The sequence below is a fragment of the Salininema proteolyticum genome (genome assembly GCF_042685645.1).
Lineage (GTDB): Bacteria > Actinomycetota > Actinomycetes > Mycobacteriales > Micromonosporaceae > Salininema > Salininema proteolyticum.
This window is the reverse complement of sequence record NZ_JBHUNX010000001.1, coordinates 3,166,603-3,186,961: the sequence shown is the minus strand read 5'-3', so window position 1 is coordinate 3,186,961 and position 20,359 is coordinate 3,166,603. Positions and strand designations below refer to the sequence as shown.

General features: G+C 68.4%; 19 protein-coding genes, 1 tRNA gene and 1 riboswitch. Of the genes, 13 read left to right on the top strand and 7 right to left on the bottom strand.

Annotation, left to right across the window (positions count from 1 at the left end; genetic code table 11):
- Positions 1–10 precede the first annotated feature (10 nt).
- The 4 genes from ACFTE1_RS14735 to ACFTE1_RS14720 all read left to right on the top strand — a co-directional run bounded on the left by ACFTE1_RS14735 (position 11) and on the right by ACFTE1_RS14720 (position 2,185).
- On the top strand, positions 11–427 hold the full coding sequence (locus tag ACFTE1_RS14735; RefSeq protein WP_380620866.1) for a DUF1707 SHOCT-like domain-containing protein: 417 nt from the start codon (positions 11–13) through the stop codon (positions 425–427).
- Between the two features lie 142 nt (positions 428–569).
- Positions 570–1,094, top strand: a complete 525-nt coding sequence (locus tag ACFTE1_RS14730) for a DUF1707 SHOCT-like domain-containing protein (RefSeq protein ID WP_380620864.1) — start codon at positions 570–572, stop codon at positions 1,092–1,094.
- Between the two features lie 81 nt (positions 1,095–1,175).
- Complete coding sequence (locus tag ACFTE1_RS14725) at positions 1,176–1,658, top strand: DUF1707 SHOCT-like domain-containing protein (RefSeq protein WP_380620862.1); 483 nt, start codon at positions 1,176–1,178, stop codon at positions 1,656–1,658.
- 11 nt (positions 1,659–1,669) lie between these two features.
- On the top strand, positions 1,670–2,185 hold the full coding sequence (locus ACFTE1_RS14720) for a DUF1707 SHOCT-like domain-containing protein (protein WP_380620860.1): 516 nt from the start codon (positions 1,670–1,672) through the stop codon (positions 2,183–2,185).
- A gap of 424 nt (positions 2,186–2,609) precedes the next feature.
- On the opposite strand, the gene ACFTE1_RS14715 is transcribed toward ACFTE1_RS14720, so the two are convergent.
- Together ACFTE1_RS14715 and orn are read right to left on the bottom strand one after the other, a co-directional pair.
- Positions 2,610–2,685, bottom strand: a tRNA-His gene (locus ACFTE1_RS14715).
- A gap of 148 nt (positions 2,686–2,833) precedes the next feature.
- Positions 2,834–3,463, bottom strand: coding sequence for an oligoribonuclease (gene orn, locus ACFTE1_RS14710; protein ID WP_380620858.1), 630 nt, complete (start codon positions 3,461–3,463; stop codon positions 2,834–2,836).
- 738 nt (positions 3,464–4,201) lie between these two features.
- Between orn and ACFTE1_RS14705 the strand changes: the two genes are divergently transcribed.
- Positions 4,202–5,158 carry a sigma-70 family RNA polymerase sigma factor gene (locus ACFTE1_RS14705; RefSeq protein ID WP_380620856.1) on the top strand — a complete coding sequence of 319 codons (957 nt, stop codon included), beginning with the start codon at positions 4,202–4,204 and terminating at the stop codon, positions 5,156–5,158.
- Positions 5,159–5,291: 133 nt separating this feature from the next.
- Here the strand turns inward: ACFTE1_RS14705 and ACFTE1_RS14700 are convergent, their stop codons facing one another.
- Positions 5,292–5,708, bottom strand: coding sequence for a RidA family protein (locus ACFTE1_RS14700; RefSeq protein WP_380620854.1), 417 nt, complete (start codon positions 5,706–5,708; stop codon positions 5,292–5,294).
- A gap of 111 nt (positions 5,709–5,819) precedes the next feature.
- Between ACFTE1_RS14700 and ACFTE1_RS14695 the strand changes: the two genes are divergently transcribed.
- A complete protein-coding gene (locus ACFTE1_RS14695; protein ID WP_380620852.1) occupies positions 5,820–6,182 on the top strand; it encodes a MarR family winged helix-turn-helix transcriptional regulator in 363 nt (120 codons plus the stop codon).
- 174 nt (positions 6,183–6,356) lie between these two features.
- Here ACFTE1_RS14695 and ACFTE1_RS14690 read toward each other — a convergent pair whose 3' ends face one another.
- On the bottom strand, positions 6,357–7,457 hold the full coding sequence (locus ACFTE1_RS14690) for a C40 family peptidase (RefSeq protein ID WP_380620850.1): 1,101 nt from the start codon (positions 7,455–7,457) through the stop codon (positions 6,357–6,359).
- Between the two features lie 9 nt (positions 7,458–7,466).
- Positions 7,467–7,647, bottom strand: a riboswitch (cyclic di-AMP (ydaO/yuaA leader).
- 402 nt (positions 7,648–8,049) lie between these two features.
- Positions 8,050–8,715 (bottom strand): MerR family transcriptional regulator, encoded by a 666-nt coding sequence (locus tag ACFTE1_RS14685; RefSeq protein WP_380620848.1) that lies wholly within the window; start codon positions 8,713–8,715, stop codon positions 8,050–8,052.
- 99 nt (positions 8,716–8,814) lie between these two features.
- Between ACFTE1_RS14685 and argS the strand changes: the two genes are divergently transcribed.
- The 6 genes from argS (at position 8,815) to rho (ending at position 17,741) form a co-directional block, all read left to right on the top strand.
- The gene (gene argS, locus ACFTE1_RS14680) at positions 8,815–10,464 is read left to right on the top strand and encodes an arginine--tRNA ligase (protein ID WP_380620846.1); all 1,650 of its coding nucleotides are present in this window, start codon (positions 8,815–8,817) and stop codon (positions 10,462–10,464) included.
- 194 nt (positions 10,465–10,658) lie between these two features.
- Positions 10,659–12,101, top strand: coding sequence for a diaminopimelate decarboxylase (lysA, locus tag ACFTE1_RS14675; protein WP_380620844.1), 1,443 nt, complete (start codon positions 10,659–10,661; stop codon positions 12,099–12,101).
- Between the two features lie 50 nt (positions 12,102–12,151).
- Positions 12,152–13,429, top strand: coding sequence for a homoserine dehydrogenase (locus tag ACFTE1_RS14670; RefSeq protein WP_380620842.1), 1,278 nt, complete (start codon positions 12,152–12,154; stop codon positions 13,427–13,429).
- Between the two features lie 32 nt (positions 13,430–13,461).
- Complete coding sequence (gene thrC, locus ACFTE1_RS14665) at positions 13,462–14,574, top strand: threonine synthase (protein WP_380621688.1); 1,113 nt, start codon at positions 13,462–13,464, stop codon at positions 14,572–14,574.
- Between the two features lie 3 nt (positions 14,575–14,577).
- The gene (gene thrB / locus ACFTE1_RS14660) at positions 14,578–15,456 is read left to right on the top strand and encodes a homoserine kinase (protein ID WP_380620840.1); all 879 of its coding nucleotides are present in this window, start codon (positions 14,578–14,580) and stop codon (positions 15,454–15,456) included.
- Between the two features lie 524 nt (positions 15,457–15,980).
- Positions 15,981–17,741 carry a transcription termination factor Rho gene (gene rho / locus ACFTE1_RS14655; RefSeq protein WP_449329519.1) on the top strand — a complete coding sequence of 587 codons (1,761 nt, stop codon included), beginning with the start codon at positions 15,981–15,983 and terminating at the stop codon, positions 17,739–17,741.
- Between the two features lie 60 nt (positions 17,742–17,801).
- Here rho and ACFTE1_RS14650 read toward each other — a convergent pair whose 3' ends face one another.
- Both ACFTE1_RS14650 and ACFTE1_RS14645 read right to left on the bottom strand, forming a co-directional pair.
- Entirely contained in the window at positions 17,802–19,157 is a 1,356-nt protein-coding gene (locus ACFTE1_RS14650; protein WP_380620836.1) for a DUF6114 domain-containing protein, read from the bottom strand.
- Positions 19,158–19,181: 24 nt separating this feature from the next.
- A complete protein-coding gene (locus tag ACFTE1_RS14645; RefSeq protein ID WP_380620834.1) occupies positions 19,182–19,790 on the bottom strand; it encodes a DUF6230 family protein in 609 nt (202 codons plus the stop codon).
- A gap of 301 nt (positions 19,791–20,091) precedes the next feature.
- On the opposite strand from ACFTE1_RS14645, the gene rpmE reads away from it, so the two are divergent.
- Positions 20,092–20,304: a 50S ribosomal protein L31 gene (gene rpmE / locus ACFTE1_RS14640; protein WP_380620832.1), complete on the top strand. Its 213-nt coding sequence runs from the start codon at positions 20,092–20,094 to the stop codon at positions 20,302–20,304.
- Positions 20,305–20,359: the final 55 nt, after the last annotated feature.

The following is a 20,359-nucleotide window of genomic DNA, read 5'->3' as shown; positions in this document are numbered from 1 at the left end:
ACTGGGGGACATGTCGGACAATCTCCCAGACCGCGTCCGCGTCTCCGACGCCGAGCGCGAAGAGGCCGTCGAACTGCTCCGTGAGGCGGCCGGAGAGGGCCGGCTGACCCTCGCCGAGTTCGAGGACCGGTCGGCGGAAGCCTACCGCCTCAAGACCAGGGCCGAACTCCGGGGACTGGTGGAGGACCTCCCGGAAGGACCGTCTTCCACCGATCGGCGGAGCCCGGGCAAGCGGCGCGTATCGGTCGGCAGGGCGCTGATCCCCTTCTACTTCTTCGGCGGCCTGTCCACCGCCGGCTGGATCGGCTACAGCCTCCAGCAGGGCGAGCCGGCGCCGTTCTATCCGGTCTTCGGGATCGTACTGGGCCTCCTGTTCTCCGTCGCCTACTGGTTCGGCAGCGGCCGCAGCGGTGACTCCGACGCTTAGGGGACGCGACTCCCCGGTTGCGGTCGACGCCCCGGGACGGGCGTCGGACCCCGCGCGATGCCTTGCGCGGCAGAGCGTGGCCGGCCTTCGGGCGGGCCGGACGAGCGAGAAGGGGCCGGGACCGTGATGCCATACTGAGTGCATGACTTCTGACCCCGGTAGAATCCGCATCGCCGACGCGGAGAGGGACGTCGCCGTCGAGCGCCTCCGCGAGGCCACCGGAGACGGCCGTCTGACGCTCTCCGAGTTCGAGGACCGCTCCTCCCAGGTGTACGACGCCAAGACCCAGGGGGAGCTGGACCTGGTCTTCGACGACCTGCCCGTCGACGCCCCGCAAGGACGCAGCGACGTGCCCGAAGTGCGGGAGCTCCAGATAGGCGCCATGAACGTCTCCGTACGGGACGGCCACGTGTACAAGAACGGCAAGCTGATGGTGGAGGCCTCCGAGACGGAGGCGGCCCGCAAGGACAAGAAGCGGGTGCCGCTGCGCTACGCCATGTCGCCGTTCATCTGGGGCGGAGGGCTCTCGACGGCCGTGTGGTTCGCCATCTGGATCACCAATGACCGTGCTCCCACGTACTTCTGGCCCGTCTGGCCGCTGTCGGTCCTCTTCGCGGTGTCCCTGGCGATCTGGTTGACCAGCAGCAGCGAACAGGCCGAGGAATGAAACGAGGCGTCAGTGTGACATCACACGTTAATGTCTCGGTGACGTCTTCTGCTCGGCGGGCGTCGATGTCATACTGGGTCCATGTCCACTGACCCCGGAAGACTGCGCATCTCGGACGCCGACCGGGAAGCGGCGGTCGAACTCCTGCGGGAAAGCGTCGCGGAGGGCCGACTGACCATCGGCGAGTTCGACGAGCGCTCCCAGCAGGTCTACGAGTCCAAGACCCGCGCGGAGCTCGAACTGATCTTCGACGACCTGCCCGTGAACCTGCCCGGGGCCGGGACCGTCGTCAAGAGGGAACCCGAAGCACGCGGCGGAGCCCGCGAGGGCGAGGTCCTCGACCGCGAGGAGGACGACGAGGACGAGGACGACGAGAACGTCACCGTCCTCGAGGCGTTCCAGCCCCTCATCTGGGGCGGCGGCATCACGACGTCCATCTGGCTGGCCTCCGTCCTCAGCTCCGGCCAGGTGGCCGGATTCTGGCCGGTCTGGGTCATCATCCCGACCCTGTTCGTCGGGGTGGCCCGGCTCATGAACTCGAAGAACAAGCGCAGAGACTGCTAAGGCGGAACCCCATGGCGAAAGACCTCCAGAGATCCGGCGGCGACGAGTACGCCTTCGCCCGATCGGTGCCAGAGACCCGGTTGGGCCATCGCGAGAAGGCACTGCTGGACTCCCTGTTGAACGAATCGGTCCAGGAGGGCTATCTGGACCTCGACGAGTACGAGAAGCGCGTGGAGCGCGTCCTCGACGCGCGGACGCTGGGCGAGGCCGAGCGGCTGCTGGCGGATCTCCCGCCCTACCAGCGCATCCTGGCCGGAGGCGCTTCGGGCGGTGAGGACGGCACCCCCGCCTGGATCAAGTGGGTGTGGTTCGGCCTGGGCATTCCGGCGGCGACGACGTTCGGCATCTGGACGGTCATTCTCCTTGTCAGCGGCAGCACCCAGGCGTACTGGTTCCTCTACCCGCTGGTCCCGCTCCTCGTCGTCGGCGGGGCGCTGACGCTGGCGGAGCGGAGCATCATCCGCCCGTGGTGGCGGGAGGAGAAGCGGAAGCAGCGTCTCCGCAGGGCGCAGAAGAACCGCCGTTAGGACGATCCGCCGTCGAATCCCCCTGTTCGCAGGGGGATTCTTCGTTTGTCCGGGGGCTCGGCGCTGATGACGCGTTTATGAAGGATTTGTGAAGGCGGCTCGTAGAGTATCTCTTGTAGCGCTTGAACCCCGACCCTCTCGGAACGATCACCCTTCGCGAGCCCCTCGCGAACACCGGGAAGGGGCCGGCCGGTCCGGCCCCTTCAACACTCGGAGGGCAGAATGCTCCACCTCCGGTTCGAGTCGCCCTTTGCTGCGGGCGGCCGGGAGGAGGAGGGGTTCCGGCATCACGGGACAAGTCCAAAGGGGCGGTGGAGGATTGCTGCACTCCGCCGCCCCGGTCTCGTCCCCGGGGCCGATCCCCGACCTATTGTTGACAAAAAGGCCGAGGCCGGAGCTTCCGCTCCGGCCTCGGCCTTTGACTTGGGGCGATCGACGGGATTTGAACCCGCGACATCCTGGACCACAACCAGGTGCTCTACCTACTGAGCTACGACCGCCATTCGCAGTCCGCCGTTTCGCCACGACGTTCTGACGCGAAACAATGATAGCCAGTGGAGAACCGGGGCGCCGCACCGGGGTGCGTGTTCGGCGTCTCAGCCCGCTCCGGTCCTCGTCCGCGCGGTCCCGCCGGCGCTGTCGCGGCGGTCAGTTCCGCCCCTCCGACACGGCCTCGGCGGCCTTCGCAGCCTCGTCGCTCGACGGCCCGGGCTCGTCGACGAAGACCGTCCTGCGGTAGTAGGCCAGCTCGTTTATGCTCTCCAGGATGTCGGCGAGCGCGCGGTGGGCCATGCCCTTGGCGGGCTGGTTGTGGTAGACGCGCGGGTACCAGCGGCGGGTCAGCTCCTTGACGCTGGAGACGTCGATCATCCGGTAGTGCAGGTGCTCTTCCAGCTCCGGCAGGTACTTGCGGATGAAGAGGCGGTCGGTGGCGATGGAGTTGCCGCACAGAGGGGCGACCCTGGCGTCGGGGACGAAGCGGCGCACGTAGTCGGTGACGGCCTTGTCGGCCTCGGCGAGGGTGACGGTGGAGGCGCGGACCTCTTCGGTGAGTCCGGAGTCGCGGTGCATCTTCTGGACGACGGGGTCCATGGCGTCGAGGAGGGAGTCCTCGGCGTGGACGATGATGTCGATGCCCTCGTCCAGGGGCACGAGGTCGGCGTCGGTGACGACGGCGGCGATCTCGATGAGGGTCTCGGTGTCGGGGTCGAGCCCGGTCATCTCGCAGTCCACCCATACGAGGCGGTCGGCCTTGGGGCTGATCTCTCTGTTGCTCACAGGGCAACTCTACGCGGTGCCCGCGGCGGGGGCGGAGGACGCCGGGACGGGGCGGGCGGGAGCGGAGCGCGCGTGACATGACGATTCCGTATATTCTCGGTCACATACCGGGGTCCTTATGGCGGGTCGATCCTTTTGCCGGGGTCCATATAATGGTAAAGTACGTGATTGGTGCCGCAATATAAACAGCTCTCAACTTCAGCGCATTTCAGCGCGTGTACTTCTAGGGAGCGAGGACCGCGACGAGGCGGGCCGCAGCACAGCGGCGATGATCCGGCCGGGGAGTTTGACCTGTTCATTCCCGCCGGAATGCCCGTGAGGGCGATCACCGTGGAAATTCAGGAATACCGGCGTCATGGTCGGCCGTTGATTTCGTCAGGGTATCGAGCACGTGCTCAAGCCGGTGAAATCGGGCAGCATCCAAGGACGGAGCTACTGAAACCTCAAAGGCTTCTTAAGAAGATAGCGCTTTTCCGGGCCGACGGCCACCGTGCGGACGAAGAATCCGCTCCGCACGGTGACGGAGGGGGAAAACGGCGCAGGTTGAGAAGCCGCCGCCGACGAGAGGCGACCGAGAGCGTAAAGTAAGAAGTGCGCGCGGTACGTCCGAACGGTGGCGGAGATGGGGTACTGGTGGTGTATACGACACCCCGGTCGCGGAATTCCCGGTGGTTGCACGGTCGTTGTAACAGGTGCGCCACTTGATTGGCGCGGGGGGACGAGAACCTAGAGGAGACCTTGAGCGTGGAAAACAACACTACACCCACTCTTACCACCCAAGAGGTCGCTGAAGAGCGAGACCTGGTAGGTGTCTACCTGCATGAGATCTCCCGGACGCCGTTGTTGGACGCCGCCGCCGAGGTCGATCTGGCGAAAGCCATCGAAGGGGGACTCTACGCACACTACCTGCTCAAAGAGGGCAAAGCCCACGACGACGCGAGTGATAAGGACCTCAATCGCCTAGTCCAAGAGGGTGCCCGCGCCAAGGAGCAGTTCATCAAGGCCAACCTGCGTCTGGTCGTGTCGATCGCCCGCCGCTACGTGCGCTCGGGCATGCCGATGCTGGACCTGATCCAGGAGGGCAACACGGGCTTGGTCCGCGCGGTCGAGAAGTTCGACTACGCCCGCGGATACAAGTTCTCCACTTACGCCACCTGGTGGATCCGCCAGGCCATCAGCCGTGCGATCGCTCAGCAGGAGCGCACCGTCCGCCTTCCGGTGCACCTGGTCGAGGACGTCAACCGCATGCGCAACGTGACCCGCCAGCTCACCCGCGAGCTGGGCGGCGACCCGGACCCGGAGCAGGTCGCGAAGGCGCTGGGCGTGACCGTCGAGCGCGTCAACGAGCTGATCCGCTGGAGCCAGGACACCGTCTCGCTCGACACGCCGATCGGCGACGACGGCGACACGAACCTGGGCGACCTGGTGGCCGACTCGGACGAGCCGGGGCCGGAGGAGCTGGTGCTCGCCGGGCTGGAGCGTCAGAGGATCGAGATGATGCTCAACCACCTGGACGAGCGCTCGGCCGGCATCGTGAAGGCCCGCTACGGGCTGGAGGACGGCCGGGAGCACTCGCTGACCGAGGTGGCGCACCGTTTCCACCTCTCCCGCGAGCGCATCCGCCAGCTGGAGATCCAGGCGCTGGCGCGGCTGAAGGAACTGGCCAACGACCAGATCCTGGCCGAGGCGGCCTGACGTACCGCCGGGCCCGACGGCTCGGCGTCATCATATGAGACTTGGAGGGTGAGGGCCCGGTCCGCGGTGGCGGACCGGGCCCTCACCGTTGTCGCGTCTTCGCCGTGGTCGGCCGTCGGGGCGGCGGGCCGGTTCAGCGGTCTTCTTCGGGGAGCACGGCGACGGCGTCGATCTCGACCTTCCACTCGGGCGAGGCGAGGGCGGCCACCTGCAGCAGGTTGTCGGCGGGGTAGGGCTCGGTGAAGACCTCCCTGCGGATCGCGACGACCGTGTCGAGGTTCGCCATGTCGGTGACCATGATCGTCACCTTCACGATGTCGCGGAGCGAGGCCCCGGTCTCGGTCAGGACGCGTTCGATGTTGGCGACAGCCCGGCGCATCTGGTCGCCGAAGTCCTCCGAGACGGTCCTGCCGTTCTCGTCTATGCCGGCCTGGCCCGAGACGTAGACGGTGTCGCCGGCCCGCATGGCCTGGCTGATGGCGTAGGGCTCGTACCAGTCGGGTTCGATGGCGACGGCGGTGATGTGGCGGGGAGCGGTGCGGTCGGTCATGGTGTCCTCCTCTGTGGCGTCTGCCGAGAATTTTGCTTGCGCAAGCAAATATTGTTTGCGCAAGCAACAATGTAGCATGGGGGCGGGCACGAGTCAACGAAGGAGGTCCCCGTGGACATCGGAACGTGGCTGGACACGGCCGAACGGCGCGAACGCGTGGACAAGAGGATGTCGGCGCTGCTCAGAAAAGACTTCGGCATGGGGATGCTCGACTACCGGGCGCTGCGCGCCGTAGCGGAGTCGGAGGACGGCGAGCTGCGCATGCAGGGCCTCGCCCGGAAGCTCGGCGTGAACCAGAGCTCGATCACCAGGATGGTTCCCCGCCTCGAAGAGCGCGGATACGCCTACCGCGACCTCTGCCCCGAGGACAGCCGTGGCGCCTACTGCGTCATCACGGAGAAGGGCCGCGGAGCGTGCGGGGAGATGACCGAGTCCCTCGACCGATTGCTGGTCGAAGTGGACGGGGATTGGTGACCTGACGACCGGCGACGGCCACGCCGGACACGGAGGCCGCCTGGTGCGGGTACGCCGAAGACGTCGGGCGCGAACGCGAAAGGCGACGGGGCCGGAGCGGGAAGCTCCGACCCCATCGCCCGAACGTGGATCGCGAACGCGGGTCGCCGGGCGGAACCGCGGCGACTGGTCGCGCTAGGCGCGCTTGTAGCCGTCGATGCCCATCATGTCGACCGAGGAGACCTTGACCGACTCGCCCGGCTGCGGGGCGTGGACGACCTGGCCGTTGCCGACGTAGATGCCGACGTGGCTCTGGCCGTTGTAGAACACGAGGTCGCCGGCCTGCAGGTCGCCGCGGCCGATCGACTGGGTCTGGTCCCACAGCGCCCAGGTGTTGCCCGAGACGCCGATGCCCGCGGCGGAGTAGGCCGCGCTCACCAGTCCGGAGCAGTCGAAGGCGTTGGGTCCCGAAGCGCCGAAGACGTACGGCTTGCCCTGCTGGGCGAGCGCGAAGTCCGCCACGGCGTTGCCGGTCTGGGCGTCGTAGGAGACGGTGCCGTCGGCGGAGGAGGAACCGGAGTCGGAGTCCGACGAGGAGCTCTGCTCGGCCTCCGCGGCGGCGGCGGCCTCGGCCTCGGCGGCGGCCTCGGCCTCTTCCTCCGCGGCCTTGCGGGCGGCCTCCTCTTCGGCCTTCTTCTTCTTTGCCTCGTCCTCGGCCTTCTTGGCGTCGTCGTAGGCCGCCCGGGCGGTCTGGATCTCGCCGGTCAGGTCGGAGAGGCGGTCCTTGGTCTCCTGGACGCGCCCTTGGAGGGCCTCGATCTCGGCGGCGGCCTCGGTGGCGTTGTCGCGCTTCTCGGTCAGTTTGCCGTCGAAGTCGAACAGGTGCGAGACCTTCTCCGTGAAGCTGAGCTCGTCGTCGGTCACGGTGGCCGCGGCGATGTCGAGGGTGGACTTGTCGTTTCCGAGCAGTTCGGAGGCGTCGTCGACGATCTCGCGGTTCTGGTCGATGTCGCCCTGCACGTCCTCGATCTCTCCCTTGAGGTCCTCGAACCGTCCGGTGAGCCCGTCGACGTGCTTCTGGATGTCCTTGGAGGACATGTCGCCGTAGTCCACGGACTCGACGGACTTCTCCCCGCTGTCGGGGGTCTTGTCGGCTCCGTCCGCGGCGGCGGGGGAGGCGCCGAGGAGGGTGACGCTCGAGAGGCCCACGAGACCGGTCCCGAGGGCCGCCACGGAGCGGCGGATGAAGATGGATTTCTCGCGGGGGGCGCGGTGTTCGGCTTGCTGGCTTGGCACTCGATTGAGCCCTTCCTCGTCTTCCGCCTACCGGGTTAGCTGACGGGTTCGGGCAGATGAGGATTGGCCCTACCCTCCGGCCTCTGCGCGAGGCCGGCGGGATTCACCCCGGGATGGCCGGGAGGTGAGTCCTCCGGCCGGGTGGGTCCCCGGTCCTGGCGATTCCCCGACGGTTCGGGGCGTCGGGATCGCCGTCTGGTTCGGCGGTCCGGCCGGGTGGGTCCTGGTGGCCCGCTGCTTCCCGATCGGAACGAGGCCCGACCCTACTGGCGCTTCCAGGGCCCGGCAAGGGGGTTGTGAAAAGCTCTACACGCCCCCGGGGACGAAAGGGGACAAGAGGCCCTTTTGCGCCGATTGAACAGGGAAAACGTGGCTCGCACGCCATACGGGGGACTCATACTTTCGGCGGAGGAGCGAGGGGGCGAAGGGGAGATTCCCTGGGGGAAAGGGGGATGGCGACGCGCTGACGGGGAGGCGTCCCCATACTCAGAGATGTTCCGGCAGTGCTACTGACAGTGATCATCAAGGCGGGGAAGGGGATCGACGGCTACGGGTGTGTCGGCGGGGAACTCGGTCGGCGGTGCGGCACCGGTCAGTCCTCGGCCCGCCCGCCGGGACGGCTCTCTCCGGTCTGGTGCCGCGCGCTCGCGGCGGTGTGCGCGATACGGCGGAGGGTCGACAGGAGCGTCTCGCTCATGAGGACGGACGAGACGGCCCACTCCGTGGTGAACTCGGTGCCGGTGCCGACCGCGTCGATCGTCTCCAGGTCGGCCTCGGCCAACTGCTCCGCCGCGTCGGCGAGGATGTCGGTGATGTCGGAGGCCTCCGGATAGCCCAGGGCGAAGTAGTCCGACAGGACCGACACGAGGGTCTCCCGATAGTCGGGCGGAGTGAACTCGGTCCAGTCGTGCGCGGCGAGGATCCGGTCCACGGCGTGCTCGGCCAGGTGCGGGGCGGCGTCGGACTGGACGGTGGACTCGATCCTCTTGTGCGTCACCGCCAGGCTCGCCGCGAGCGCCTGGTGCACATTGCCGGTGAACCGCGCCATGGCGTCGAGGACCTCCTTGATCTGCGCGATGGTCAGCTCGGTGGTCTCGGCCAGGGTGCGGATCAGTTCCAGGCGGTGCTTGTGCCCCTGCCCGTACGACACGCTGCGGTCGCCGGTCTCCTCGCCGTGGGGGAGCAGGCCCTCGCGGATGTAGTACTTGACGGTAGCCACCGGGACGCCGGTCACCTGCGATAGTTCTCCTATCTTCATGGGACCAGTGTAGGGGCGCCCGGTCGGCGGCATGCGACTTCGGGCATTCTGCCGCGCCCGAACCGGCGGGGCGGAGGAGGCGGCGGGTACCCTTTTACCGTGACTCCAGAAACGCTCGCAGAAAAGGTCCTGTCCGCCGCCGCCGCGGCCTTCAACGCCGCCGGCCTAGACGCGTCGCTCCTCCCCGCGACGACCGCTGTGGAGCGACCCCGAAACCCGGAGCACGGCGACTACGCCTCGACATTGGCGCTCCAGGTCGCCAAGAAGGCCGGAACCAACCCGAGGCAGTTGGCCGAGCGGATCGCCGCCGAACTGACCGGCGACTCCGGCATCGCCAAGGTCGAGCTGGCCGGGCCCGGCTTCCTCAACATCACCCTGGCCGCCGGGGCGGCCGGAGAGATCGCCGGAAGCATCGTCGCCCAGGGCCCCCGCTACGGCACCAACACGGCCATGGCCGGCGAGCGCGTCAACCTCGAGTTCGTCTCCGCCAACCCGACCGGCCCCGTCCACCTCGGAGGGACCCGCTGGGCCGCGGTCGGAAACGCCTTGGCGCGCACCATGGAGGCCTCCGGCGCCGACGTCGTCCAGGAGTACTACTTCAACGACGCCGGAGCCCAGATCGACCGCTTCGCCGAGTCCCTCTACGCCGCCGCGCAGGGCCGCCCCGTTCCGGAGGACGGCTACGCGGGCGCCTACATCGACGACATCGCCCAGGCGATCGTCGACCGGAACCCCGAGGTCCTGGAGGGGCCCAACCCGCAGACGGTCTTCCGCACCCAGGGCATCGAGCTGATGTTCGACGACATCAAGAAGTCCCTGGCGGACTTCGGCGTCGAGTTCGACGTCTACTTCAACGAGCGCGACCTGCACGACGAGGGCGCCCTCGACGCCGCCCTCGAGACGCTCGCCAAGGCCGGCCACGTCTACGAGAAGGACGGCGCCACCTGGCTGCGGACGTCCACCTTCGGCGACGACAAGGACCGCCCGCTGAAGAAGTCCGACGGCGCGTGGACCTACTTCGCCGCCGACTGCGCCTACTACCTCGACAAGAGGAAGCGCGGATTCGAGCACGTGATCCTGGTGCTCGGCGCCGACCACCACGGCTACGTGGGCCGCATGAAGGCCATGGTGCAGTGCTTCGGCGACGACGCCGACCGCCTGGAGATCCTCATCGGCCAGTTCGTCAACCTCGTCAGGGACGGCAAGCCCGTGCGCATGTCCAAGCGCGCCGGCACGGTCGTCACCCTCGACGACATCATCGAGCAGCTCGGCGTGGACGCCACCCGCTACGCGCTGGCCCGCTACTCCATGGACACGTCCATCGACCTGGACATCGACCAGTGGACCAAGCACTCCAGCGACAACCCGGTCTACTACGTCCAGTACGCCCACTCGCGCATCTCCAGCATCATCCGCAACGCCGCCGAACAGGGCATCATCCTGGGCGGGACGTACAACGCGTCGAAGCTCACCCACGAGCGCGAAGTCGACCTGCTCAAGGCCCTGGCCGAGTTCCCCAAGGTCGTGGCCGGGGCGGCGGAGCTCAGGGAGGTCCACCGCATCGCCCGCTACGCCGAGGACCTAGCCGGCGCCTACCACCGCTTCTACAACGCCTGCCGCGTCATCCCGCGCGCCGACGAGACGTTCACGGACACGAACCTCGCCCGCCTCTGGCTGGTCGAGGCCACCCGGGTGACGCTCAAAAACGCGCTCCATATGCTGGGAGTCAGCGCGCCGGACAGGATGTAGCGACACGGGAAGAACTTCTCAAACTGTGGCCTATCCGGCGGTTTCTGCGGGATAGGCCACATTTCTGCGCGATCCACATGGTGGACACGACATACTCGACTCAGCGGAGCGGCGAGGCGGCAGGCTAACCTGTGAGCGTCCCGCCCTACGATCCGCACTCGCCCGACGACCGACGAACGGAAAGAATCAAGACTATGCGCGCGCACGAAGCCGGAGCCCTGCACGGTGACTTCGCCTCGCTGCGGCCGGCCTGGCTGGCCGTCCCCGAGGACGTCAACGAGCTGCACAGCTACCTGTGGCCGCGCAACGTGAAACGCGGAGCCGACGGCGCCCTCGAAATGGCCGGCCACAAGGTCCCCGACCTGGTCCGCGAGTTCGGGACCCCCGCCTACCTCTTCGACGAGGGCGACTTCCGCTCCCGCTGCGCGGATTGGGCCGAGGCCTTCGACTTCGCCGACGTCTTCTACGCCTCCAAGGCCTTCTGCTCCAAGGCCGTCCTCAAGATCGCGAGCGAGTACGGCCTCAAGGTCGACGTCTGCACCGAGGGCGAGCTCGCCGTGGCCCTGGCCGCCGGCATCGACCCCGCGGACATCGGCCTGCACGGCAACAACAAGTCCCTCGGCGAGCTGGAGGCCGCCCTCAAGCACGGCGTCGGCCGGATCGTCGTCGACTCCCTCACCGAGATCGAGCGCCTCGAGCGCCTGGCCGGGGAGACGGGCGTCAGGCCCAAGGTCATGGTCCGCGTCAACGTCGGCGTCGAGGCCCACACCCACGAGTACATCGCCACCGCCCACGAGGACCAGAAGTTCGGCTTCAGCCTCGCCGACGGCGACGCCTACGAGGCGGCCGCCCGCATCCTCGACGGCGGCGCCCTCGAACTGCTCGGCCTGCACACCCACATCGGCAGCCAGATCTTCGACACCTCCGCCTTCGAGGTCTCCGCGCAGCGCGCCGTGCGCCTCCAGGCGAAGCTCCAGGAGGACTACCGCGTCCAACTGCCCGAACTCGACCTCGGCGGCGGCTACGGAATGGCCCTCACCAGCCAGGACGACCCCGAGGAACCGGCCGTCATAGCGGAGGCCCTGCGCCGCATCATCGACCGGGAGTCCGCCGCGGCCGGCATACCCGCGCCGCGGATCTCCATCGAACCGGGCCGCGCGCTCATCGGCCCGGCCATGATCACCGTCTACGAGATCGGCACCGTCAAGCCCGTCCACCTCTCCGGAAAGCCGGACGGCGCCCAGCACGGCCCGGGCGGGGAACGGCGGAAGGGCGCCTCGCGCCTGTACGTCTCGGTCGACGGAGGCATGAGCGACAACCTCCGCCCCGCCCTCTACGACGCCTCCTACTCCTGCACGCTGGCCAACCGCGCCGGCGGCCCCGCCGCCTCGCTCTCCCGCGTGGTCGGCAAGCACTGCGAGGCGGGCGACATCATCGTCAAGGACGAGTTCCTGCCCGCCGACGTCCAGCCCGGAGACCTGCTCGCCGTGCCCGGAACGGGCGCCTACTGCCGGTCGATGGGGTCCAACTACAACCACGTGCCGCGACCCCCGGTGGTCGCGGTGGACGAGACGGGCGCGCGGACCATCGTCGCCCGGGAGACGGTCGACGACCTGCTCCGACTCGACCTGGGATAGCGGCCCGCCCGGGCCCGTCCCGACACATGTTTCACGAAAGGCAAGTCACCATGAAAATCGCGCTCCTCGGATGCGGCACCGTCGGCAGTGAAGTCGTGCGCCTCATGCGAATGCGCACTACGGAGCTTGCCGACAGGGTCGGAGAGACGGTCGAGATCGCCGGCATCGCCGTCCGCCGCGCCGGCAAGGACCGCTCCCACCTCGGCGTGGCCGACGACCTCTTCACCACCGACGCGATCGGACTGGTCAAACGGCCGGACATCGACGTGGTCGTGGAGGTCGCCGGCGGCATCGAACCGGCCAAGAGCTGGATCACCACCGCCCTGGCCGAGGGCAAGAGCGTCGTGACCGCCAACAAGGCCCTGCTCGCCGCCGACGGACCCGCGCTCGCCGACGCGGCCCGCGCGGGCAACGCCGACCTCTACTACGAGGCCGCGGCCGCCGCCGCGATCCCGCTCATGCGCCCGCTGCGGGACTCCTTCCAGGGCGACACCATCAACCAGGTGCTCGGCATCGTCAACGGGACGACCAACTACATCTGCTCCCGCATGTCCGAGGCGGGCATCTCCTACGGCGAGGCGCTCCAGGAGGCCTCCGACCTCGGCTACGCGGAGGCCGACCCGACCGCCGACGTCGACGGCTACGACGCGGCGGCCAAGGCGGCGCTCATCGCCTCGCTGGCCTTCCACACCCACGTCGACCTGTCCGATGTGCACCGCGAGGGCATCGCCGACCTCACCCCGGCCGACATCAAGGCCGCCGCCGACGCCGGGCGCGTCATCAAGCCGCTGTGCATCGCCAGCCGCGACGACGACGGCATCTCCGTGCGCGTCCACCCGGCCATGATCCCGCTGGGCCACCCGCTGGCGAACGTCAACGGCGCCTACAACGCGGTGTTCATCGAGGCCGAGTCCGCCGGACGGCTGATGTTCTACGGCGCCGGCGCAGGCGGGACCGAGACGGCCTCGGCCGTGCTCGGCGACATCGTCACCGTCGCCCGCAACCGCCGCTCGGGCGCGCGAGCCTTCCCGCCCGAGGCGGCCTACGGCGAGCGCACCGTCAAGCCCATCGGCAAGGCCCGGACCCGCTACTACGTGAGCCTGGAGGTCGTCGACGAGCCGGGCGTGCTCGCGCGCGTCGCCGCGACCTTCGCCCACCACGGCGTCTCGCTGGCCACCGTGCACCAGACCGGGCGCGGCGAGGACGCCCAGCTGGTCGTCGTCACCCACTACGCTCCGGACGAGCAGCTCACCGCCACCCTCGACGAGCTCAAACGGCTGAGCCTCGTCCACAGCGTCAGCTCCACCATGAGAGTCGAAGGAGATTAGGGACCATGTCGGAGAACAAGTCGGAGGGTTCCATGCCGGGGGGTTCCGCGGCGCGCGCCGTCGGAACCCCGACCCTGGCGGACGAGGTCCGGACCGGCGGATGGCAGGGCCTCATCCGCGAGTTCCGCGACCGCCTCCCGGTCGGCGACGCCACGCCGGTCGTCACGCTCCTGGAGGGGAACACCCCGCTCGTGCCGGCCCGGGCGCTGTCGGAGCGGACCGGCTGCGACGTCTACCTCAAGGTCGAGGGCCTCAACCCGACCGGGTCCTTCAAGGACCGCGGCATGACCATGGCCGTCTCCAAGGCCGTCGAGGCCGGCTCGGAGGCCGTCATCTGCGCCTCGACCGGCAACACCTCGGCATCGGCGGCCGCCTATGCCGCGCGGGCCGGGATCACCTGCGCGGTGCTGGTGCCCGAGGGCAAGATCGCCCTGGGCAAGCTCGCCCAGGCGCTCGTCCACGGCGCCAAGCTGCTCCAGGTGCAGGGCAACTTCGACGACTGCCTGTCCATCGCCGACGGGCTGAGCCAGAAGTACCCCGTCACGCTGGTCAACCACATCAACCCGCACCGCATCGAAGGGCAGAAGACCGCCGCCTGGGAGGTCGTCAGGGCCCTGGGCGACGCCCCGGACCTGCACGTGCTGCCGGTCGGCAACGCCGGGAACATCACCGCCTACTGGGCGGGCTACGAGGTGGACCGCTCGGAGGGGATCGCGACGCGCATGCCCGTCATGCTCGGCGTGCAGGCGGCCGGCTCGGCGCCCATCGTCGACGGGCGCAAAGTGGACGACCCGCAGACGATCGCCACCGCGATCCGCATCGGCAACCCGGCCTCCTGGGACAAGGCCCTCCACGTCGAGAAGGCCAGCGGCGGCGACATCGTCGCCGCCACCGACCGGGAGATCCACAACGCCTACATGTTCCTGGCGCGCAACGAGGGCGTCTTCGTGGAGCTGGCCTCGGCGGCCTCGGTCGCGGGCCTGCTCAAGCGCTCCGACGCCGGCCTGGTCGCCCGCGGGCAGACGATCGTCTGCACGGTGACGGGCAACGGGCTCAAGGACCCCGACTGGGCGGTGTCCACCGCGCCGCAGCCGACGAGCGTCCCCGTCGACGCCGACGCCACCGCCGAAGCGCTGGGGCTCTAGGGGATGGCGGACAAGGCGACCGTTCTGGCCCCGGCGACCACGGCCAACCTGGGACCGGGCTTCGACAGCCTCGGCATGGCGCTGTCCCTCCACGACACCGTGACCATCGAGCGCGGCTCGGCCGGTTCCGGTGTGGCGGTGGAGATCGAGGGATACTCCGACGGCGTTCCCACCGACGGGCGGCACCTGATCGCCGCGACCGTCCGGACCGTGTCGGAGCGGTTGGGAGAACCGTTGCGGGACTTCCGGCTCCACTGTGTCAACCGCATTCCGCACGCGCGCGGCCTCGGTTCGTCCTCGGCGGCGATCACCGCCGGGGTGCTCCTGGCCGACGCGCTGTCCGGGCAGCGGCTGACCGAAGTGGAGGCCGTCGCCCTGGCGAGTGAGATCGAGGGTCACCCCGACAACGTCGCGCCCTGCCTGCTGGGCGGTTTCACCATCGCCTACGAGACCGAGACCGGCGCGCGCGCCGTGTCGCGGCGGGTCCACGAGCGGATCCGGCCGGTCGTCTACGTGCCCTCGACGCGCGGCCTCACCGAGGCGGCCCGCTCGGCCCTGCCGGCGAGCGTCCCGTTCGTCGACGCGGTGTTCAACCTGTCGCGGGCGGCGCTGCTGGTCGAGGCCGTGACGACCAATCCGGGCCTCCTCTTCGAGGCGACCGCCGACCGCCTCCACCAGCCCTACCGCGCCGCCGGCGGGGCCGCGACCTGGGAGCTGGTGCGCCGGCTGCGGGACAACGGCCACGCCGCCGCCGTCTCGGGCGCCGGACCGACCGTCATCGCCTTGTGCGACACGGAGACCGGCACGCCCCCGGAGATGGACGGCTGGGAGCGCGCGGAGCTCGACCCGGGCCCCGGGGCCACGGTCATCGACGTCCGCTGAGTCGGAGTAAACGCAGGCGGCACCCGGTACAATGGGGGTGCCGCCGGGGCGTATCACACGTCTCAGAAGGCGAATCCGGGTGTTATGGGCAAATAAACGCGAATGCGCTATCATTAACGCAGACGAGAGCCCGACAGGACGAGTCGGAGCACTTGGGCCGGGCTCATCCACCCAGTGTCGTAGCTCCTCATCGAGGCAGCTATGCTGATAAAATCACAGCAGTCGCGCATTCGGGCGCTTCCGCCCGGGGCGGGCGTATCCAGCAGTCCCAGACGGAGCACCAAGTCCCTTCGAAAACGCCGCACCGAGCCTTCCAGGCCGTTCGCGCCTCTCGGGCTGTGCGACATCGATTGGTCCTACGCGACTATTTTGACCATGCGGAAACTCGTTCTTCTTTCTGATATCAGTTATCCGCTAAGGGAAGGAATCCATTGAGCGACACCACCGGCACATCGTCGGACCGGAAGAGCAGCGCTGCCAAGACGACCGCGAAACGCCGCCGGCCCGGTACTGGATTGGCCTCCATGCTTATGCCTCAGCTGCAGCAGATGGCGAGCAACATGGGCATCACCGGCGTGGGCCGGATGCGCAAGAGCGAGCTGATCACCGCGATCAAGGCGGCCGAGGAGGCGGCTGAGACGTCCGGTGGCGGCTCAGAACAGGAGGCCCCGCCAGTGCCCGAGACCACTAAGACTTCCACTGTAGACGAGAAGCCCGCCGACGAGAACAAGGAGGCGAACGCGGCCGAGGCCCCGTCCGCCCCCGCCGAGCCGGCCCAGCGCGGCACTCGCCGCCGCCGTGTCCGCGACGACAGGTCGCGTGAGGACGAGGGCGCCGAGAAGGGTTCGGGCAAGCCCGAATCCGGCGACAAGGTTGAGAAGAGCGAACGCTTCGAGAAGAGCGACCGCGGGGAGCGGCAGGACCGTTCGGAGAAGTCCGAGCGCAACGACCGCGACCGCGACCGTGACCGCGATGACGACGAGGGCGGCAACAACAACCGCCGTCGCCGCCGCGAGCGCGACTTCGAGGACCGCGGCAACTACCGCGACCGCCGCAAGCGCCGCGACCGCACCGACCGCCGCCGCGGCAACCGCGACCGGTTCGACGACAACGACGACGACCGCCGCCGCGGCAACCGGGACAACGACGAGGACCTGCTCCCCGTCGCCGGAATCCTCGACATCCTCGAGAACTACGCCTTCATCCGCACCACCGGCTACCTGGCCGGACCGGAGGACGTGTACGTCTCGATGGCCCAGGTGCGCCGCTACAAGCTGCGCCGCGGCGACGCCGTGACCGGCGCCGTCAAGCCCCACCGCGAGGACCAGGGCGGCAAGCGCCGCGAGAAGTACAACCCGTTGGTCCGCCTCGACTCCGTCAACGGCATGGAGACCGAGGACGCCCGCCAGAGGGCCGAGTTCTACAAGCTCACGCCCCTCTACCCGCAGGAGCGCCTGCGCCTGGAGACCGAGCCGCACAACCTGACCGGCCGCGTCATCGACCTGGTGACGCCGATCGGCAAGGGGCAGCGCGCGCTCATCGTCTCGCCGCCGAAGGCGGGCAAGACGATGGTCATGCAGTCGATCGCCAACTCGATCACCACGAACAACCCGGAATGCCACCTCATGGTGGTGCTCGTCGACGAGCGCCCCGAAGAGGTCACCGACATGCAGCGCTCGGTCAAGGGCGAGGTCATCTCCTCCACCTTCGACCGTCCGCCGTCGGACCACACCACGGTGGCCGAGCTGTCCATCGAGCGCGCCAAGCGCCTGGTGGAGCTGGGGCACGACGTCGTGATCCTGCTGGACGGCATCACCCGACTGGCCCGCGCGTACAACAACGCGACGCCGGCCTCGGGACGCATCATGTCCGGCGGCATCGACACCACGGCCCTCTACCCGCCGAAGAAGTTCCTCGGCGCGGCGCGCAACATCGAGGGCGGCGGTTCGCTGACCATCCTCGCCACCGCGCTGGTGGAGACCGGTTCCATGGGTGACACCGTCATCTTCGAGGAGTTCAAGGGCACCGGCAACGCCGAGCTCAAACTGGACCGCAAGATCTCGGAGAAGCGCATGTACCCGGCCGTGGACGTGCACTCGTCGTCGACCCGCAAGGACGACCTGATGATGAGCCCCGAGGAGCAGGCGGTCATGCTGAAGCTGCGCCGCGTGCTGGCCTCTCTGGAGCCTCAGCAGGCCATCGAGCTCTTGCTCGACCGGCTCAAGAAGTCGCAGACGAACGCGGAGTTCCTCATGAACATCGTGAAGAACACGCCGGGCGAATAGTCCGCCGGGCGAGGGAAAAGGGGGAGGAGCCGAGGCTCCTCCCCCTTTTTCTGCGCCGTTCTACTCGACGGGGTTGTCGATCTGCGGCAGGGTGACCAGGTCGCCCTGCCAGTAGGCGGTGACCGACTCGGCCTGGGTGAACATCAGGTACGGCGGCACCCACGGGAGGGGGAAGTCGGCGGTGACCTTCAGGGGGAGCAGGCCGAAGGCCAGTCCCTCCTGCGACACCGCGTAGAGTTCGACGTTCCCGGTCACCGTGACGGTGCTGGCGTCCTTGACGTGCAGCCGCTCGTCCGTGCCCCTGACTCGGGCGGACTGGTCGGCGTTCTCCAGGACGAGTTTGTCCATCGTGAACTTCATGGCCTTGACCGGGCCGTCGGCGGACTCGAAGGTGACGAGGCCTTCGTAGGAGGCCCCTTCCATGATCATCTTGTCCGCCGTCGTCGTGGTGAGTTCGGCGGCCGCCACGACGGGCGCGCCGGCCTCCTTGTCCCTGTCCCCGTACTCTTCGTCCCTGCTGCACTCGTCGAGCACCTCGGCGGCCAGGGCGGCCTCCTCGGTACCGGGGGCGATGTGGCCCTCGGGCATCTTCTCCGGCTCGCAGGCGGCCTCATCGTCCTCTTCCTCTTCCTCGTCCTTCTTCGCCTCGTCCTCCTCGTCAGGGTCCTCTTCGTCCCCGGGCAGGAGGTCGCCGGGCTCGTCCGGCTCCTCGGAGGGGGACTCGGACGGCGACTCGCTCGGGGTCTCGCCCGGCTCCTCCTCTCCTGGCTCGTCGTCGCAGAAGAAGAGGCACCAGGCGTAGGCCGGCTCGCTGGGCGCCGCCACGACGAAGGACAGTCCGAGGGCGACGGCCATGACGGCGGCCGACACGGACTTGGGCATGCGTCCGCCCTTGTCCTCGCGCGGCGGCTCCGGCTCGTCCTCCTTCGCGGAGGGCTCACCGTCGTCGCTGCCGTCGCTGTCGTCGTCCTCGGCGTCGTCGTCCCCGTCCTCGGCGGCCTCGTCCCAGAGGTCCTTCTTCTTGCCCTTCGCCTCGGCGCCGGGCGGGTTCCAGGCGAAGACCAGGCCTCCGCCGATCACCATGAGCAGCATTCCGATGACGAAGCCCCCGAGGTTCGCCAGGGGCATCGAGAGAAGCCCGGCGATGACGATGAGGATTCCGGCGATGCTGCGCAAGTGGACCTGGAACCAGGCGACGCCGACCATGGCGAGGACACCGAGGCAGATGCCGAAGGTGGCCACTTGGCCGACGCCCTGGACGACGCTGATGGAGATCATCTGGAAGCCGAGGAGGGAGTAGAGCTCCACGGCGCCCAGAAGGGCCAGGAGTCCGCCCCAGAAGGGGCGGCTGCGGCGCCAGCGGCGCCAGGCGAGCCAGCCTCGCTTGAGTCCCTTCGGTGCTTCATGCCTGGGCACGGGGCACACCTCCTTCGGAGTCGGCTAGTAGCACTCTTCGACGCCCTTGACGACTTGGACGTCAAGGCCGTTGAGGTTGAAGGTGCCGGCGGTGACGTACCAGGCGTTCTGCTCGGCGCCGTTCACGGTGATCGTATTGGACTGCTGGGCGAAGCCGCCCTGGCCGCCGGTGTTCCCGGGGACTTTGTCCACGGTGGAGGCGTCGAGGCCGACCTGGATGTCGCCGAACGAGGCGTCTCCGCGCAGTTCGTCGATGTACAGCACCAGGTTCTCGGCCGTCACGGGGTTGTCCTCGTCGTAGCCGGCCTTGACCACGAGGGTGTACTCGCCCAGCGGCGTGTCCATCACGGTGGACTGGCACATCCCGTAGATCGTCGCGTCGCGGATGCCGGCGGGGGCCACCACGTGTTGCGAACCGTCGGTTCCCTCGACGACGGTGCCGTATTGCTGGAAGCCCTCGCCCTCCAACCTCTCCGCGGTGACGTGCGAGTTGTCACTGCTGATGGCGAAGTTCGCGGCGATGGCGCCTTCGGCGGCCAGGGCCGCCATGGTCACTCCGGCCGCGAGCGCGGGCCCTGCCAGGAGGCCGAATTTCTTCCAGCTCGTCCTGCCCTTGGGGGTCTCGTCGGACATGGTGCTCCTCCTCTCATGAGTTTCGTGCGGATTACCTGCGGGTAACTAGTCCAGGAAACATGAGAAGCACCACATCTGTCAATGGAAGGATCGCAAAACCTGGGGGCCGAATATTGGGTGAACTCTACAAATGAACGTGAGTCGATACTGGCTGTAGCGGTGGTCACGCGCTATAATCAACCGTTGGCGTCCGCGATGCGGCGTCGACTCAGTTCCAAGAGCGCCCCGGAGACAAGGGGTGCCCGAGCCGGTACCGGTTCACGGCCCCAGGCCGACCCGGCGACCGAAGAAAGGCCGAAAAATGAAACAGGGTATCCACCCGGACTACGTCGAGACCGAAGTCAGCTGCTCCTGCGGCAACAGCTTCACCACCCGCTCGACCGTCGCCTCCGGCAAGCTCCAGGTCGGAACGTGCAGCGCCTGCCACCCGTTCTACACGGGCAAGCAGAAGGAGTTCGCCTCCGACAGCCGCGTCGCCAAGTTCAAGGCCAAGTACGCCAAGGTCAAGAAGTAGCGCGCTTCCCAGAGCACGGCCGCTGCCGGTCACGGCGGCGGCCCCAGTGCCCAGG